Origin of the sequence: Bifidobacterium thermophilum, assembly GCF_037482445.1 — a bacterium.
Classification (GTDB): domain Bacteria; phylum Actinomycetota; class Actinomycetes; order Actinomycetales; family Bifidobacteriaceae; genus Bifidobacterium; species Bifidobacterium thermophilum_B.
The window spans coordinates 17,561-31,994 of sequence record NZ_JBBHLY010000001.1; the positions used below are offsets into that span (position 1 = coordinate 17,561).

Here is a 14,434-nt window from a genome sequence, read left to right on the forward strand (position 1 = left end):
AGGTCCCGGCGATTCGTATACCGGTCGCCGAAAGCGGGCGGCACCGGGCGTATCCCATGGTCCATGGGAATGCCGGAGACGAGCGATAGCACCAGCGATAGAGCCCAAGAGGGGTGGTCCCGCGTCATGCAGGACCACCCCTCTTCGAACAGTGGCGGTATCTGTGGCGTTATGCCAGCGACGGCGTATCCCCGCCATCAGCCGCGGCGCCGGACGTATCCGCCGATGCGGTGGCGCCGACCAGCTTGTCGGCATCCTCATGCCCGTCGCCATCCTGCCCGGCGAAATCCTCACCGGCGAACGTGAATTCACCGAGGATGCCTTCACCTTCGGCATCCACGACCACGCGTTCACCGTCATGGAGCTCACCCATGAGGATCTTCTCGGAGATGGCGTCCTCGATGTCACGCTGGATCACGCGACGCAGCGGACGCGCGCCGAGCAGCGGGTCGAAGCCCTTCTCGGCGAGCAGGTCCTTCGCCTTGTCGGTAAGCTCGAGCGACATGTGCCGGTCGAACAGACGGTCGTTGAGCTGCTTGACGTCCAGGTCGACGATCTGGCGCACCTGCGGCTCGGTGAGCTGGCGGAACACGATGATGTCGTCCAGGCGGTTGAGGAACTCGGGACGGAATTGCTCCTTGAGCTCGCTGTACACCTGCTCCTTCATCCGGTCATAGCTCGTCTCGGTATCCGAACCCAGGTTGAAGCCCGTGTTCGCGGTCTTGGCGATATTGCGCGTACCAAGATTGGTGGTCAGGATGATGATGGTGTTCTTGAAGTCGACCTTGCGACCCTGGCCGTCGGTGAGATGACCGTCGTCAAGCACCTGCAACAGCGTGTTGAAGATGTCCGGATGGGCCTTCTCGATCTCGTCGAACAGGACGACGGAGAACGGCTTGCGACGCACCTTCTCGGTGAGTTCGCCGCCCTCCTCGTACCCGACATACCCCGGAGGCGCGCCGAACAGACGCGACGCGGCGTACTTCTCGGAGAACTCGGACATGTCGACGCGGATCAACGCGTCCTCGTCGTCGAACAGGAACTGCGCCAGCGTCTTGGCGAGCTCCGTCTTACCGACACCGGTGGGGCCGGCGAAGATGAAGGAGCCTGCGGGGCGCTTCGGATCCTTGAGACCGACACGCGTGCGCCGGATGGACCGGGCGAGCGCGGAGACCGCCTCATCCTGGCCGATGATGCGCTTGTGCAGCTCGGATTCCATGTTGAGCAGCTTCTTCGACTCCGCCTGGGTGAGCTTGAACACCGGGATGCCGGTCGTGCTGGAGACGACTTCGGCGATGACGTCCTCGTTCACTTCCATCTTGACGTTGGACTCGCCCTGACGCCACGAGGATTCCTTCTCCTTGCGCTCGGCCTCGAGTTTCTCCTGGCTGTCGCGCAATTCGGCGGCCTTCTCGAAGTCCTGCTTCTTGATGGCCTCATCCTTCTCGGCGGACACCTTGGCGACCTGCGCGTCAAGGTCCTTGAGCTCCGGCGGTGCGGTCAGGCGCTTGATGCGCAGCCGAGCGCCGGCCTCATCGATCAGGTCGATGGCCTTGTCCGGCAGGTGGCGGTCCTGGATGTAGCGCGCGGACAGCTCGGCGGCCGCCTGCAGCGCGCCATCCGTGATGGTCACGTGATGATGGTTCTCATAGCGCGAGCGCAGGCCCTTGAGGATCTCGATCGTCTCGGCGATCGACGGCTCGTGGACCTGGATGGGCTGGAACCGGCGTTCCAGCGCGGCATCCTTCTCGATGTACTTGCGGTACTCCTCGGTCGTGGTCGCGCCGATGGTCTGCAGCTCGCCGCGGGCGAGCATCGGCTTGAGCATGTCGGACGCACCCAGGGCGCCATCCGCACTGCCTGCGCCGACAATCGTATGGATCTCGTCGATGAACAGGACGATATCCCCGCGGGTCTTGATTTCCTTGAGCACCTTCTTCAGACGCTCCTCGAAATCGCCGCGGTACCGTGAACCGGCGACCATGGAGCCCAAATCGAGGGAATAGACCTGCTTGTCCTTGAGCGTCTCCGGGACATCGCCGGCGACGATCTTCTGGGCGAGACCCTCGACGACGGCGGTCTTGCCGACACCCGGCTCGCCGATCAGCACCGGGTTGTTCTTGGTGCGGCGGGACAGGACGACCATGACGCGTTCGATCTCCTCGGAGCGTCCGATCACCGGGTCAAGCTTGCCGGCGGCGGCTTCGGCGGTCAGGTTGCGGCCGAACTGGTCGAGGATCGCCGAACCGGTCTGCCCGCGCTTGTCCTGGACGCCGCCGGCGTTCGCCAGCTCGCCCTTGTTGTCGGTATCCGGGCCGGTCGAATTGCCGCGGATCATATCGATGACCGTGCTGCGCAGCTCCCCAAGGTCGACATCCATCTTGATGAGCACCTGCGTGCCGACGCCTTCGCCCTCGCGAATCAGGCCGAGCAGGATATGCTCGGTGCCGATATAGCTGTGCCCCAGCTGCAGCGCCTCGCGCAGACTCAGCTCGAGCACCTGCTTGGCGTGCGGGGTGAAGGGGATATGACCATTGGGCGACGCATTGCCCTTGCCGATCATCTCTTCGACCTGCTTACGGGTATCCTGCAGATTCACGCCCTTGGCGGCGAGCGCCTTGGCGGCGACCCCCTCGCCCTCGCGAATCAGGCCGAGCAGCAGATGTTCGGTGCCGATGTAATTGTGCTGGAGAGTGCGAGCCTCCTCCTGCGCCAATACGATCACGCGCCGCGCACGGTCGGTAAACCGTTCGAACATGCTTGTCCTTCCACTGTTGTTTGTCCACTTCACTCTACCGATTCACGGTGACGTTTCTTCCACAAGGCGCGGGAATTGCGCTATCAACGCAAACAAGACGATATGCTGGGAAGGGAAAGCTGCCTCAAGGAGGAAGACATGACGGACAATCGTGAATATGCCGTCGCCCGGACGGCGGACATCGTGGTCGGCGTGGACGGTTCGGATGAATCGTTCGCGGCATTGCGCTGGGCGATACGCGAGGCCACCCTGACCGGACAGCATGTCAATGCCGTATTCGGCTGGACGCACTCGTGGGACATGGGCTCGCAGCCGCAAAGCGACGAGGCGTGGGGCCAGGTTCGTGAGCAGATGGCACAACGGCTGCGCGACTGGGTCGACCAGGCGTGCTCGGATATCGATTTCGATGTCTCACGGCTCAAACTCACCTCGGTCAGGGCGACCGGCACGCATGCGCTGCTGGAACTGGGATCCGGCGCGCAGCAGATTGTCGTCGGCCGCCGTTCCTTGGGCCGCGTGGCGCGCTGGTTCCTGGGATCACTGTCCGCCTCGCTTGCCGAGGAGGCCAAAGTGCCGGTGACGGTCGTGCGTTTCGCCAGCGACGAGGAGGCGAGCGTCCAGGACGAGATCGCCAACTCGCTGACCCCCGGCGAGACCACCGTGCATTACGCGCAGCCGCCGGTGGTCGGCCAAGGGCGGGTCAAGCCGGTCGTCGTCGGCATTGACGGCTCGCCGATCGCACGGCGGGCGCTCGTCTATGCCGCCGACGAGGCGAGGATCCACCATGCACCGTTGCATGTCCTGTTCTGCTGGCAGATCAAGGACCTTGATGCGGTCCCGGGATATGAGAACGCCGTGCCTCCTCTGCATGTCGCTGAACAGCGGGCGCAGCAGCTGCTGGATGAGGCGGTTGCCCACGCCGATTTCGGCGACGGGCTCGACGTCCAGGCGAACGCCTTCCATATCCCGGCGGCCAAGGGGCTGATCAGCGCATCGCGGTATGCGAGCCATCTCATTGTCGGATCACGCGGACTCAACGGGCTGGATGCGCATTTCCTCGGTTCGGTCTCCCGCCAGCTCGTGAATTTCGCCGAGTGCACGGTGACCGTCGTGCACTGAGCGTTTGGACCGGCCCCGGGGCATCTGCCCGCCAGCGGCGACACGGTCGGACCCGCTGGCGGGCCGGCCGCACGCCTGATGATGTGACGGATACGCTGTTACGGATATGGCAAGGGCCGTCCGCCCGCAGGATTCATGCTCCTGCGGGCGGACGGCCCTTGCCTAGTCTGTCTTCAACGGCAGTGCCCGTTCAGCCGGCGCTTTGGGAGTTATCCTCGGCGCTGCCTGCATCCGCGGCATCAGCGGCACCAGCGGCATCGGTGACATTCGTGGCATCGGGATTATCGGCGCTGTCGTTGCCGGCATCGGTCGTATCGTCGGCTTGCACAGCTGCTGCCGGTTGCGCGGCATCTGAGGATTGCGCGGCACCAGCGGCACCAGCGTCCTCGGCGGACGCCGAGTGCTCGACTGTCGCTGTGCTCGCCGCGGTTTCAACGGTTTCGCCACCCTCAGCGGATTCGTCGGCCCCGTCGGTGTCGTCGTCATCGCTGTCAGGGAATCCCGCGGCTTCCAGGTCGTCCATGGTAATCACCGATTCGACCTGCGGGGTCTGCGAGGTTTCACCGGTATCTTCGATGTCCGTCTCGTCATCCTCAACAGTGTTGTTGTCGATATCGTCCTCGCTGGCTTCCTCGAGCAGCTCGACCTGGCCGCGTTCCTCGCGCGGCGCCTGTGCGATGACATCGATGTGCGTGTCATCGTATGCGGGCTTGGATTGGACCCACAGATGCGATGGCTCGGGCGGGTCGATCTCGGAATGTTCCCCGCACCCGTGGTCCAATGAGACCACACGGCCGTCATCGGGGCTCCACTTGTTCGCGCACACGCCGAACATGCGGTCGAAATCGCCTTTGAGCGGCACGAAGAACCCGCATGTCGAGCATACGTTGCCGGCGGCGGTTTTCGTAGACAGCGCCTTGGGGCCGTGCGGCCCCTCATACCAGCGTTTGGCGGTCTGGTCGCGCCCAAGCGGGCTGAGCACGTGACGCCGGGAGAGCATGAACTCCTCGACGCTGTCCTCGATATCCTGCCTAGCGGTGCCGTCTTCGTCGGTGTCCTCCGGCTGCGTCTGGGTCGTCGTTGCCGCGGCTATGGCTTCACCGTCGCCCTGTGGCCCGTCACCGGTCGCGTCCTGGACGCGTGCGCCGGAGCCGGCCGGCTCATCGTCCTGGCCGTTCGCGGCTTGCGCCGCCGGGGATTCGGGTTGCCGGGCCTCAACCTGCGCGTCGGAGGCGGGGCGCGTGGGACGGAACCCGTCCTCAAGGCGCGGGTCATCCGGCTCGGTGCCGATGGCATCGGTGACCGACAGGTCAGTCGGCAGCAGACGGTCCTTCCACGGCACCCACGCCGGGGGAACCAGTGCCGCGTCCGTAGGCACGAGCGAGGATTCGTTGACCGTCCATTCGTCAAGCTCGACGTCATGGTACAGGGTCACCGACCATTCCCAGCCCTCATAGCCACGTTTGTTCGATGCGAACCGGAAATCGGTGACATTGTCGTCGAGCCCGATCTGCCGGGTCGCTTCACCGACCTGCTCCGGCTCGTCCGCCACGGTCTGGGCGACGGAACGCGCCAGCGCCTGCGGCGTGACGTGCACCGTCTGCCCGTGTTCCTGTTGCGATGATTCCACGTTCATGCCCATCAGTGTCCGTCAGTCCTGTACGTCGAAGTCGTCGGCGAGCGCGCGCATCACCGTCGCCAGTTTCTTGCTGTCCGCCGGCGACGGGTAGTGGTGGCGGCGCAGGTCGTTGCCGGCCTTGTCAAGCAGCTTGATGAGGTCTTCGACGATGGCGGCCATGTCATCCGGCTTCGGCCGGGTCGCCTTGACCAGGGACGGCGCAGAGGCGACCGGCCTTACACCCATCGCCTGCGGCCCCTTGTGGCCGTCGACGACGGAGAACTCCACTTTGGTGCCCTTGCGCAATGTGGTGATGCCGTGCGGCAGCGCCGTAGCGGGCAGGAACACGTCCTTGCCCTGGTCTGCGACGATGAAACCGTACCCCTTGTTCGCATCAAACCAACGTACCCGTCCCGTGGGCATAACCGCACCTCACAAACTCCGTATCAAGGCAGATCTTTCCTGCCACATGTCAACCAGCTTATCAGTCTACCGCATGGACGGGCGTATCAGCTGTGCGCAATGTCACTTCCTGCCGGCCTGGGGGTTCTTGTCCTTGCGTCGCCTGTCGTTCTTGGGCTTTCTGCCACGGCTGCCGGCCTGTTCAAGCCCGGCTGCCGGGCAACCGGGCTTGGCCGGGGCGGCGGTCTGGGCGGGGTCCAATGGCAGGATGACGGTCAGGGTCAGGCCTCCCCCGGGGGTCGTGGTGGCGCTGACCAGCCCGCGATGCGCCTTGACCACCGACTGGGCGATCGCCATGCCGAGGCCGGTGCCGCCTTTCTGCCTCGCCCGCGACGGGTCGGCGGTGTAGAAGCGTTCGAAGATCTGCGATTGGGATGCCTCGGGGACGCCAGGGCCATGGTCGGCGAAGCGGATCACCGCATACGGGATGCCGGTGCCGAGGCTCTGCCCCACTTCCGCGGCTTCCAGGAAGGAGGTAAGCCCCTTGCCGTTCGAGGCGAGATGGCTGAGCTGGTTGGGCGCAATCGACGCCGACAGCACGCTGAGCCCCACCTCCACCGGGGAATCCGGCGGGGTGTAGCGGTGGATGTTGCCGACGATATTGGTGATGACCTGGCGCAGCCTGGACCCGTCCCCGGTCAGGGTGACCTGCGGAAGGTCGTCGGGGCTGAAGCTGAGCCATGTACCTTGGTTCTCGCCGCCGTGGCGCAACTGCAGCACCCCCTTGGTGATACCGCGTTGCGGGTCCAGGGCGTGCAGATCATCGCACGCATCGTTGACCTGGGCGGTGATCGGCACCTGCTGGGTGATGTCGATGCCCCGGCCTTCGTCAAGCCGTGCCAAAGACAGCAGGTCTTCCACGAGGACGGTCATGCGGGCGCTTGACGCCTCGATATGGCTGATGGATTCGTCAGCGCGCTCCAGTGCGCCCGGCATATCGCGTTGGAGGGTATACAGCTCGGCATACCCGTGGATGGCGGCGAGCGGGGTGCGCAGTTCGTGGCTGGCGTCGGAGACGAAGCGTTTCATCTTCTCCGTGGTCTCCTGCTGCTCGTTGAAACTGTGCTCGATGCGCGCGAGCATGGTGTTCAGCGATGCCGCAAGGGAGCCGACCTCGGTGTTCTCCGGTGCGCTCGGCACACGCTGGCTGAGGTCGCCCGCGGCGATTTTCGCGGCGGTCTTCTCGATGCGCTTGAGCGGGGCGAGGGTGCTCTGGATCAGGACCGTGGCGATGACCGCGCCGACCAGCACGATGGCGATGCTCACCAGCGTGCAGTATTTGGTCAGGGTGTTCACGGTGTCGATCTGGTCGTTCAGTGACAGGCCGATGTAAATCACGCCTTGGATCTGGGCTCCCCCGTCAGCGGTCTTCTTGCCCCAGGACAGGGCGAGGACCCGCCATGGGGCGCTTGCGGCCTGCAGGGTGCTGCGGCTGACCGAGGAACCGTTCGTCGCCCGCACTTCGGAGGACGTGGTGAACGGCTCGCCGATCTTGACGTCGCCCATGGAACCGTCCGCCGGCAGGCGGGGCATGGAGATCACATCCTCGCGCATGACCGGCACCAGCGGCGTGTTGAGGATGCGGTTGTCCGTATCGCGGATCTGCATGAAGTAGTCGTTGGGCCCCACGCTGCCCTGTTCGCTGCTGTCCTTGTTACGCAGCACGTCGATATTGTCGTAGACGAGCTGCGCCTGTTCCGCGAGCTGGGTGTCGGTTTTCTGCAGCAGATAGCTGCCGACGAGCTGCCTGATGGAGAAGGTGATGCCCGCCGCGCATACCGCGAGCAGGACCATCATGCAGGCCAGCAGCTTGGTGCTCAGCGGTACCATATCCAGACGGTGGATGACCAGGGATCGCAGGGCGTTCCATCCGCGCACCGCGGCGGCGAGCGGCTTGGGCAGACGCCTGATGCGCGAGTCGGCAGCCTCGCCGGCGGCATGCTGGTCTGACGTGCCGGGATCGTCCTGGACAGCCGTCGCGCATGATGCCGCTTGACCTGCATGGCCGGACGCGGTCTTCGCGGTCGCGGACGCGCAATCCCCGCCTGCGGTGTGGGCGCATTGCGGGGATTGCGGCTGGTGCGTGTCTTGCTCGGCCTGCATCAGGCGTCTTTCTTCGGCGACGTCTTCGGCGCGCGGATCATGTAGCCGATGCCTCGCTTGGTCTCGATCAGCGGGGTCACCTTGTGCTTGTCGCCGTTCTCGTCTTCGACGACCACGCCGTCGACCTTCTTGCGCAGGTAGGAGATATACGATTCGACGATCGCCGCATCCCCGCCCCAGTCATATTGCCAGACATGGTCGAGGATCTGCGTCTTGGATAGTACGCGGCCCTCGTTGTCCATGAGATAGCGCAGCAGCTTGTATTCGGTGGGGCTCAGATCGACCTGCACACCGGCGCGCGTCACATCGTGGGAGTCCTCGTTGATTTCGAGGTCGCCGACGCGGATGATCGGATCGTCGGCCTCCTGGTGACTGGTGCGCCGAAGGATCGCGCGGATGCGGGCCACGACCTCCTCGAGGCTGAACGGCTTGGTCACGTAGTCGTCCCCGCCGACGGTCAGTCCCATGACCTTGTCCTGGGTGTCGTCGCGCGCGGTGAGGAACAGGACCGGCGAGTCGATGCCCTCCTGCCGGATGCGGCGGGTTACGGTGAACCCGTCGATATCCGGAAGCATGACATCGAGGACGATCAGGTCGGGATGGACCTTCTCGATGACTTCGATCGCCTCCGAGCCCGAGGCGGCGGTGGTCACCTCGAATCCGGCGAAATGCAACGAGGCGACCAGCAGGTCGCGAATGGACGGCTCGTCATCGACAACTACGATGGATGCTTCAATTGGTTTGCTCATGATGACCAGCATTCCTCTTATGTCTTCGAGTTTCCTGAGAATGTCCTGTGTCTTGCTGTGCGAAACGTTCCAGATAGGCAGAGACATCAATGGTTTGCGTCACCTGGCCGGCTGAAGCATCGTCCCCCTGCGGTTCACTATCGGATGAACCGGCTGTTTGCCCATCGTCGGCATACTCGCGGTACCCCGGTGTCTGCGTGTTGTCGCGACCCGTTCTGGCCGCGCGGCGTGCCCGGGCCCGACGCGACCGGTGCTGCCTGCCGCCACGGCTATGCGCACCCCGGGCGTTGCGTGCGAGGATGACAGTGACGGCTATGAGGACGACCATCAGCGCCGCCACCCCCGCGTAGATCGCCGTGGACGCCACCTTCGTGCCGCGCGACGTCGAGGTCTCCTTGATGTCGCCGATCCTGTTCATCATCGCGATGGCCGACCCGGACCAGTCAGGGGTCTTCTTCTTGACCAGCGGCTCCTGGGCCGCCGCCGACAGCTCATCCACGGTCGACTGGCTTTTCAGCCACGCGTCCGAATTGCTCGACACGGCGACGACAAGGCTGCCATCCTGGCTGGCGACCGCCAGCATGACCGTGTTGGGGGACGGGTCCGTCGACTGCAACAGCCTGCTGGCCCAGGTGTCCGGCTTGTCTGAGGTATTGAAGGTGTCGAGGTACAGCAGACGCACCGAGACGCCGTACTCCTTCTTGGTGTTCGTGATGGCATCGGTCACGGCGGTCACGTTCTCGCCGAGCAGGTTGTTCGGGTCGGTGATATCGGTGCTCAGCGTGGCTCCCGACGAGGAATCCGCGTCGGCGGACTGCGACGCCGAAGCCGACGCCGAAGCCGACGCCGAAGGACTTGCGCTTGACGCGTCATCGGCCCAGGCCACCTCGGAAAACCCGACAGCGGGAAACGCCACGGCGAGCAGGCATACGAGTATCAGCGGCAGTATCACGGCACGGCGGGGCACGCCATGATACCCGCTGCGGCCGCGGGCGGACAGGCACCGTCTTCTGACCACATATCCCGTGTGGACGTGAGACTTATTCAACAAACGCATAGGCTCCACTGTAGCGGCCGGTTTCGCCAAGCGCAGCAGAGGCCTCCGGTCTGCACCAACCATGCCAGAACCGTCCCCGGACGGCATAGAGAAAGGACCATCATGCCACAATATCGGGTTGACAGCGAACAGATCCAGTCGTCAAGCGCCGCCGTACGCTCGTCCATCGAGCAGATCCGGCAGGCGGTGCAAGGAATGTACGCGAATCTTGACGGATTGCAAAGCGTGTGGAGCGGGTCTGCATCCAGCCAGTTCGCCGGGGTGATCCAGCAATGGCGGGCGGCCCAGCAGCAGATGGACGCATCCCTTGAGGCGATCGGCATGTCGCTGACGCAGGCATCCACTGTCTACGCCGACGCCGAGGCGCAGGCTTCGCGGTTGTTCGCCGTGTCGTGATGCCCCGCCGGCATGCGGCCGGCAAACATTGAGGGGCGCCGACGGTTTCCCGCCGACGCCCCTCAATGCGTCTATGCGCACGTCTATGCGCAAATCCTGCCCTCGTCGTCCCGCGGATGCGGGCACGGGCCAGGATTGATGAACCAGTCCCTAGGGATCAGTAGCCCATGTCAGCGCCCTGGGCCGGAGCCGCGGTCTTCGGTTCCGGCTTGTTGGCCACCACTGCCTCGGTGGTCAGGAACAGGCCGGCGATGGAGGCGGCGTTCTGCAGCGCGGAACGGGTCACCTTGACCGGGTCGGTGACGCCCGCGGCCATGAGATCCTCGAAGGTGTTGGTGGCGGCGTTGAAGCCCTGGCCTTCCGGCAGCTCGCGCACCTTGTTGAAGACCACGTCACCGGAGACACCGGAGTTCTCGGCGATCTGCTTGATCGGGGCCTCGACAGCACGGAAGACGATGGACGCACCGGTCGCCTCTTCGCCGGTCAGCGAAGCCAGAGCCTCGCTCTTCTCGGCCTTCTTGGCGGCCTGCACAAGCGCGACACCGCCACCGGGCACCAGGCCCTCCTCGACGGCCGCCTTCGCGTTGCGCACGGCGTCCTCGATGCGGTGCTTGCGTTCCTTGGCCTCGACCTCGGTCGCGGCGCCGACCTTGATGACGGCCACACCACCGGCGAGCTTGGCGAGACGCTCCTGCAGCTTCTCGCGATCATAGTCGGAATCGGTGTTGTCGATCTCGGAACGGATCTGGGCGACACGGGCTGCCACGTCCTCCTTGGAGCCGCCGCCGGAGACGATGGTGGTCTCGTCCTTGGAGACGATGACCTTCTGCGCGGTGCCGAACACGTCGATATCGATGGAGTCGAGCTTCAGGCCCAGCTCATCGGAGACGACCTGGCCGCCGGTGAGGATGGCCATATCCTGCAGCATGGCCTTGCGACGGTCGCCGAAGCCGGGGGCCTTGACCGCGCAGGTGTTGAACGTGCCGCGGATCTTGTTGAGGATCAGGGTCGGCAACGCTTCGCCGTCGACGTCCTCGGCCACGATCAGCAGCGGACGGCCGCTCTTCATGACCAGGTCGGCGAGGTGGACGATGTCCTGCTGGCTGGACACCTTGCCCGAGGTGAGCAGGATGTACGGGTTCTCCAGCACTGCGGTCTGGTCGTCGGCGTTGGTGACGAAGTACGGGGCGATATAGCCCTTGTCGAAGCGCATACCCTCGGTGAACTCGAGATCGAGACCGAAGCGGTTGTTGTCCTCGACGGTCACGACGCCATCCTGACCGACCTTGTCGAGCGCCTCGGCGATCTTCTCGCCGACCTCGGGATCAGCAGCGGAAATCGTTGCGGTGGCCGCGATCTGGTCCTTGGTCTCCACATCCTTGGCGGAAGCGACCAGTTCCTTGACAATCTCGTCGGTGGCCTTCTCGATGCCGCGACGCAGGGCGATCGGGTTGGAGCCGGCGACCACGTTCTTCAGGCCCTCATGGACCAGGGACTGGGCGAGCACGGTAGCGGTCGTGGTGCCATCGCCTGCGACGTCGTCGGTCTTCTTGGCGACTTCCTTGACGAGCTCGGCGCCGATGCGCTCGTACGGCTCCTCAAGATCGATCTCCTTGGCGATGGAGACGCCGTCGTTGGTGATGGTCGGAGCGCCGTAGGTCTTGTCGAGCACGACGTTGCGGCCCTTCGGGCCGAGCGTGACCTTGACGGTGTTGGCGAGCTTGTCGAGACCCGCGAGCATTCCCTGGCGAGCTTCCTCGTCGTATGCAATGATCTTTGCCATTGTTCCTCCACATATGGCTACACGGTATGGTCTTCCACCCGAGGCCCAAAGTTCGCCCGACCGTCAGCTGCCGGTTATCACTCTCGGCTTCCGAGTGCTAATTGGGACATTAGCACTCTCGGACCTCGAGTGCCAACATCGTCGCCGGTATTGCGCTGTTGGCATGAAACGCGTGTCGACCGCGAACAACGGGAATATCGACGGTGATACCACAGAAAAACCCCGGACCGTGCGACGACCTACTCGATCGCGCATGCCGGGGACAACACAACAGGCGCCCGCCCGGGGCGCCTGTACCATCAGGACAGCGCAAGCATCACAGCTTGGTCACCGTGGTGGCCTGGAAGCCTTTCGGGCCATGCTCCGCCTCGTATTCGACACGGTCGCCTTCGTCGAGCTTCTTGAAACCGTCCTGCTGGATCACGGAATAATGCACGAACACGTCTTCTCCTCCCTCGTCAGGGGCGATGAAGCCGTACCCCTTGCCCGCATTGAAAAACTTCACTGTGCCTTGTGCCATTTCGACCACCCCTTGCATGGAACCGGCCCGGCGCCCCATACACGCCGACGGCCGCCCATCTGGTGCCCAATTGTAGCGGCGGTTGGCGAAGAAACGCCGAGGCTCAGTTCATCAGTACGACGACGACCGGGGCGGACAGGTTGGACACCTGGCTGACATTGGAGATGCCGAGTTTCGCCGCAACGTCCTGGGCAGTCGCCGAATCGGCCTCGTTCTGATACCAGACAACCGATGCGCTCGGCAGACTGCCGGACGGGTTGGCGGCCACGACATTGGAATACCCGGCCTTTTGGAGGGTTGATGCCTGGGCAGCCGCATACCCCGTCTTCTTGGTGCCGTTGACGACGCGCACCTGGGTCGCCAGGTTCGCCGCCGCCGGCGTTGGCGATTGCGACGGGGAATCCGAAGCGGTCTGCGACGGTGACGGGGAGGCGGACTCGGAAGCCGAAGCCGACTCGCTGGCGGAAGCGGATGACGACGCGGAAGCGGACGCCGAGGAAGACGCCGAGGCGGACGCCTTGGAAGACGCCGACGAAGACACCTTCTGCGAGGATGTCGCCGTGCTCTTCCACGGCATGGCCTTCATGCCCTCGCCCGACATGACGGCCCACACCGCCAGACCGGCGACCGCGGCGACGACAACCACGATCAGGAACGGCACCAGGCGCGCCATGACCGAACGGTTGCCGCGATGAACACCGACAGGACCCTGAGGCGGGTTGTCGAACACGTCTTCCGCGTACGACTCATCAGTGTTCCGGTCTTTGCGTGCCATATGCAGTCCCTTTCGAATGGATTCACCATCGAGTGTACATGGTCTCATGGGCCGCCCGCCCCAATCCGCGCACACCGTGTCGGATATCCACAGCTTCGTCACGTCACGGGCGCCGTGGACGTCCGGATACGCCATAGAGTAGAAGACATGAATAGAGTAGAGGACATGAATACCCCTCATGTCAAACCGTTGTCCCAGCTCGTCGACCCGGGATGGGCACGGGCGCTGGCCGGCGTGGAGCCGGACATACACCGCATGGGCGACTTCCTGCGCGGGGAGATCGCTGCAGGACGCCACTATCTTCCGGCCTCGCACAATATCCTGCGCGCCTTCACCATTCCCTTCGACAGCATCAAGGTGCTCATCGTCGGGCAGGACCCCTACCCGACCCCGGGACACCCGGTGGGCCTGAGCTTCTGCGTCGCCCCGGACGTGCACCCGCTACCCAAAAGCCTGGTCAACATCTACAGGGAGCTGTCCGATGACCTGGGCGTACCGGCACCCGCCAACGGCGACCTGACCCCGTGGACGCAGCGCGGGGTGATGCTGCTCAACCGATGCCTGACCGTGCAGGCGGGACGCCCGAACAGCCATCAGGGCAAAGGCTGGGAACACATCACCGATGCCGCGATCCGCGCGCTCAACGCACGCACCGACGGGCACGGCAACCCCAAGCCGCTGGTCGCCATCCTCTGGGGCCGTAATGCGCAGACCCTCAAGCCGCTGCTCACCAACGCCGCGGTCATCGAATCCCCCCACCCCAGCCCCTTATCGGCCTCACGAGGATTTTTCGGGTCACGTCCGTTCTCCCGCGCGAACCAGGCCTTGGTGGCGATGGGCGCGCAACCCGTGGACTGGGCCCTGCCTCCGGCCGCTTCCCCCGCATACGGCGCCGTGCCGGCACCGGACGCCGCCGACAGCCCCGCAGCCGACGACGGCAGCGCCGCACGCCCGCCAATGACGCCTCTGCTGTGAGAGGACCGGCTCCGTCCGCTACTATGCTGGAATACCAGGTCGCGGCCGCGGGTCGCACACCCGACCATCCATCAACCGTTGGAGCGCACACCATGGCACTATTCCCACCACAACCGAAC

General features: G+C 64.5%; 12 protein-coding genes. 3 read left to right on the forward strand and 9 right to left on the reverse strand.

Translation table 11 applies throughout. From position 1 onward, the window contains the following. Nucleotides 1-169: 169 nt before the first annotated feature. Complete coding sequence (locus WD012_RS00075) at nt 170-2,758, reverse strand: ATP-dependent Clp protease ATP-binding subunit (protein WP_339561795.1); 2,589 nt, start codon at nt 2,756-2,758, stop codon at nt 170-172. 138 nt (nt 2,759-2,896) lie between these two features. On the opposite strand from WD012_RS00075, the gene WD012_RS00080 reads away from it, so the two are divergent. Beyond that, nucleotides 2,897-3,877 (forward strand): universal stress protein, encoded by a 981-nt coding sequence (locus WD012_RS00080; RefSeq protein ID WP_339561796.1) that lies wholly within the window; start codon nt 2,897-2,899, stop codon nt 3,875-3,877. A 190-nt stretch (nt 3,878-4,067) separates the two neighbouring features. Here the strand turns inward: WD012_RS00080 and WD012_RS00085 are convergent, their stop codons facing one another. From WD012_RS00085 to WD012_RS00105, 5 genes are all read right to left on the reverse strand, one after another. Further along, nucleotides 4,068-5,519 carry a DUF3027 domain-containing protein gene (locus WD012_RS00085; RefSeq protein WP_339561797.1) on the reverse strand — a complete coding sequence of 484 codons (1,452 nt, stop codon included), beginning with the start codon at nt 5,517-5,519 and terminating at the stop codon, nt 4,068-4,070. Nucleotides 5,520-5,528: 9 nt separating this feature from the next. Next, nucleotides 5,529-5,918, reverse strand: a complete 390-nt coding sequence (locus WD012_RS00090) for a cold-shock protein (RefSeq protein WP_339561798.1) — start codon at nt 5,916-5,918, stop codon at nt 5,529-5,531. Nucleotides 5,919-6,020: 102 nt separating this feature from the next. Then, complete coding sequence (locus tag WD012_RS00095; RefSeq protein WP_339562080.1) at nt 6,021-7,787, reverse strand: sensor histidine kinase; 1,767 nt, start codon at nt 7,785-7,787, stop codon at nt 6,021-6,023. Nucleotides 7,788-8,059: 272 nt separating this feature from the next. Continuing rightward, a complete protein-coding gene (locus WD012_RS00100) occupies nt 8,060-8,809 on the reverse strand; it encodes a response regulator transcription factor (protein WP_339561799.1) in 750 nt (249 codons plus the stop codon). Continuing rightward, a complete protein-coding gene (locus WD012_RS00105; RefSeq protein WP_339561800.1) occupies nt 8,793-9,866 on the reverse strand; it encodes a TPM domain-containing protein in 1,074 nt (357 codons plus the stop codon). The genes WD012_RS00100 and WD012_RS00105 overlap by 17 nt, the downstream gene beginning before the upstream one ends. Nucleotides 9,867-9,968: 102 nt before the next feature. Here WD012_RS00105 and WD012_RS00110 point away from each other — a divergent pair, with 102 nt between their 5' ends. After that, a complete protein-coding gene (locus WD012_RS00110) occupies nt 9,969-10,262 on the forward strand; it encodes a WXG100 family type VII secretion target (RefSeq protein WP_339561801.1) in 294 nt (97 codons plus the stop codon). Between the two features lie 157 nt (nt 10,263-10,419). Here WD012_RS00110 and groL read toward each other — a convergent pair whose 3' ends face one another. From groL to WD012_RS00125, 3 genes are all read right to left on the reverse strand, one after another. Continuing rightward, on the reverse strand, nt 10,420-12,045 hold the full coding sequence (groL, locus tag WD012_RS00115) for a chaperonin GroEL (protein WP_339561802.1): 1,626 nt from the start codon (nt 12,043-12,045) through the stop codon (nt 10,420-10,422). Between the two features lie 316 nt (nt 12,046-12,361). Further along, nucleotides 12,362-12,565 carry a cold-shock protein gene (locus WD012_RS00120; RefSeq protein WP_339561803.1) on the reverse strand — a complete coding sequence of 68 codons (204 nt, stop codon included), beginning with the start codon at nt 12,563-12,565 and terminating at the stop codon, nt 12,362-12,364. 103 nt (nt 12,566-12,668) lie between these two features. After that, nucleotides 12,669-13,340: a LytR C-terminal domain-containing protein gene (locus WD012_RS00125; protein WP_339561804.1), complete on the reverse strand. Its 672-nt coding sequence runs from the start codon at nt 13,338-13,340 to the stop codon at nt 12,669-12,671. Between the two features lie 165 nt (nt 13,341-13,505). Here WD012_RS00125 and WD012_RS00130 point away from each other — a divergent pair, with 165 nt between their 5' ends. Beyond that, a complete protein-coding gene (locus WD012_RS00130; RefSeq protein WP_339562081.1) occupies nt 13,506-14,315 on the forward strand; it encodes a uracil-DNA glycosylase in 810 nt (269 codons plus the stop codon). The last annotated feature ends 119 nt before the right edge of the window (nt 14,316-14,434 follow it).

Coding starts and splice junctions, on each gene's coding strand:
- WD012_RS00090 (WP_339561798.1), bottom strand. CDS start 5,918: ATGCCCACGGGACGGGTACGTTGGTTTGATGCGAACAAGGGGTACGGT.
- WD012_RS00080 (WP_339561796.1), top strand. CDS start 2,897: ATGACGGACAATCGTGAATATGCCGTCGCCCGGACGGCGGACATCGTG.
- WD012_RS00105 (WP_339561800.1), bottom strand. CDS start 9,866: ATGCGTTTGTTGAATAAGTCTCACGTCCACACGGGATATGTGGTCAGA.
- WD012_RS00125 (WP_339561804.1), bottom strand. CDS start 13,340: ATGGCACGCAAAGACCGGAACACTGATGAGTCGTACGCGGAAGACGTG.
- WD012_RS00120 (WP_339561803.1), bottom strand. CDS start 12,565: ATGGCACAAGGCACAGTGAAGTTTTTCAATGCGGGCAAGGGGTACGGC.
- WD012_RS00110 (WP_339561801.1), top strand. CDS start 9,969: ATGCCACAATATCGGGTTGACAGCGAACAGATCCAGTCGTCAAGCGCC.
- WD012_RS00095 (WP_339562080.1), bottom strand. CDS start 7,787: ATGGTACCGCTGAGCACCAAGCTGCTGGCCTGCATGATGGTCCTGCTC.
- groL (WP_339561802.1), bottom strand. CDS start 12,045: ATGGCAAAGATCATTGCATACGACGAGGAAGCTCGCCAGGGAATGCTC.
- WD012_RS00130 (WP_339562081.1), top strand. CDS start 13,506: ATGAATACCCCTCATGTCAAACCGTTGTCCCAGCTCGTCGACCCGGGA.
- WD012_RS00100 (WP_339561799.1), bottom strand. CDS start 8,809: ATGAGCAAACCAATTGAAGCATCCATCGTAGTTGTCGATGACGAGCCG.
- WD012_RS00075 (WP_339561795.1), bottom strand. CDS start 2,758: ATGTTCGAACGGTTTACCGACCGTGCGCGGCGCGTGATCGTATTGGCG.
- WD012_RS00085 (WP_339561797.1), bottom strand. CDS start 5,519: ATGGGCATGAACGTGGAATCATCGCAACAGGAACACGGGCAGACGGTG.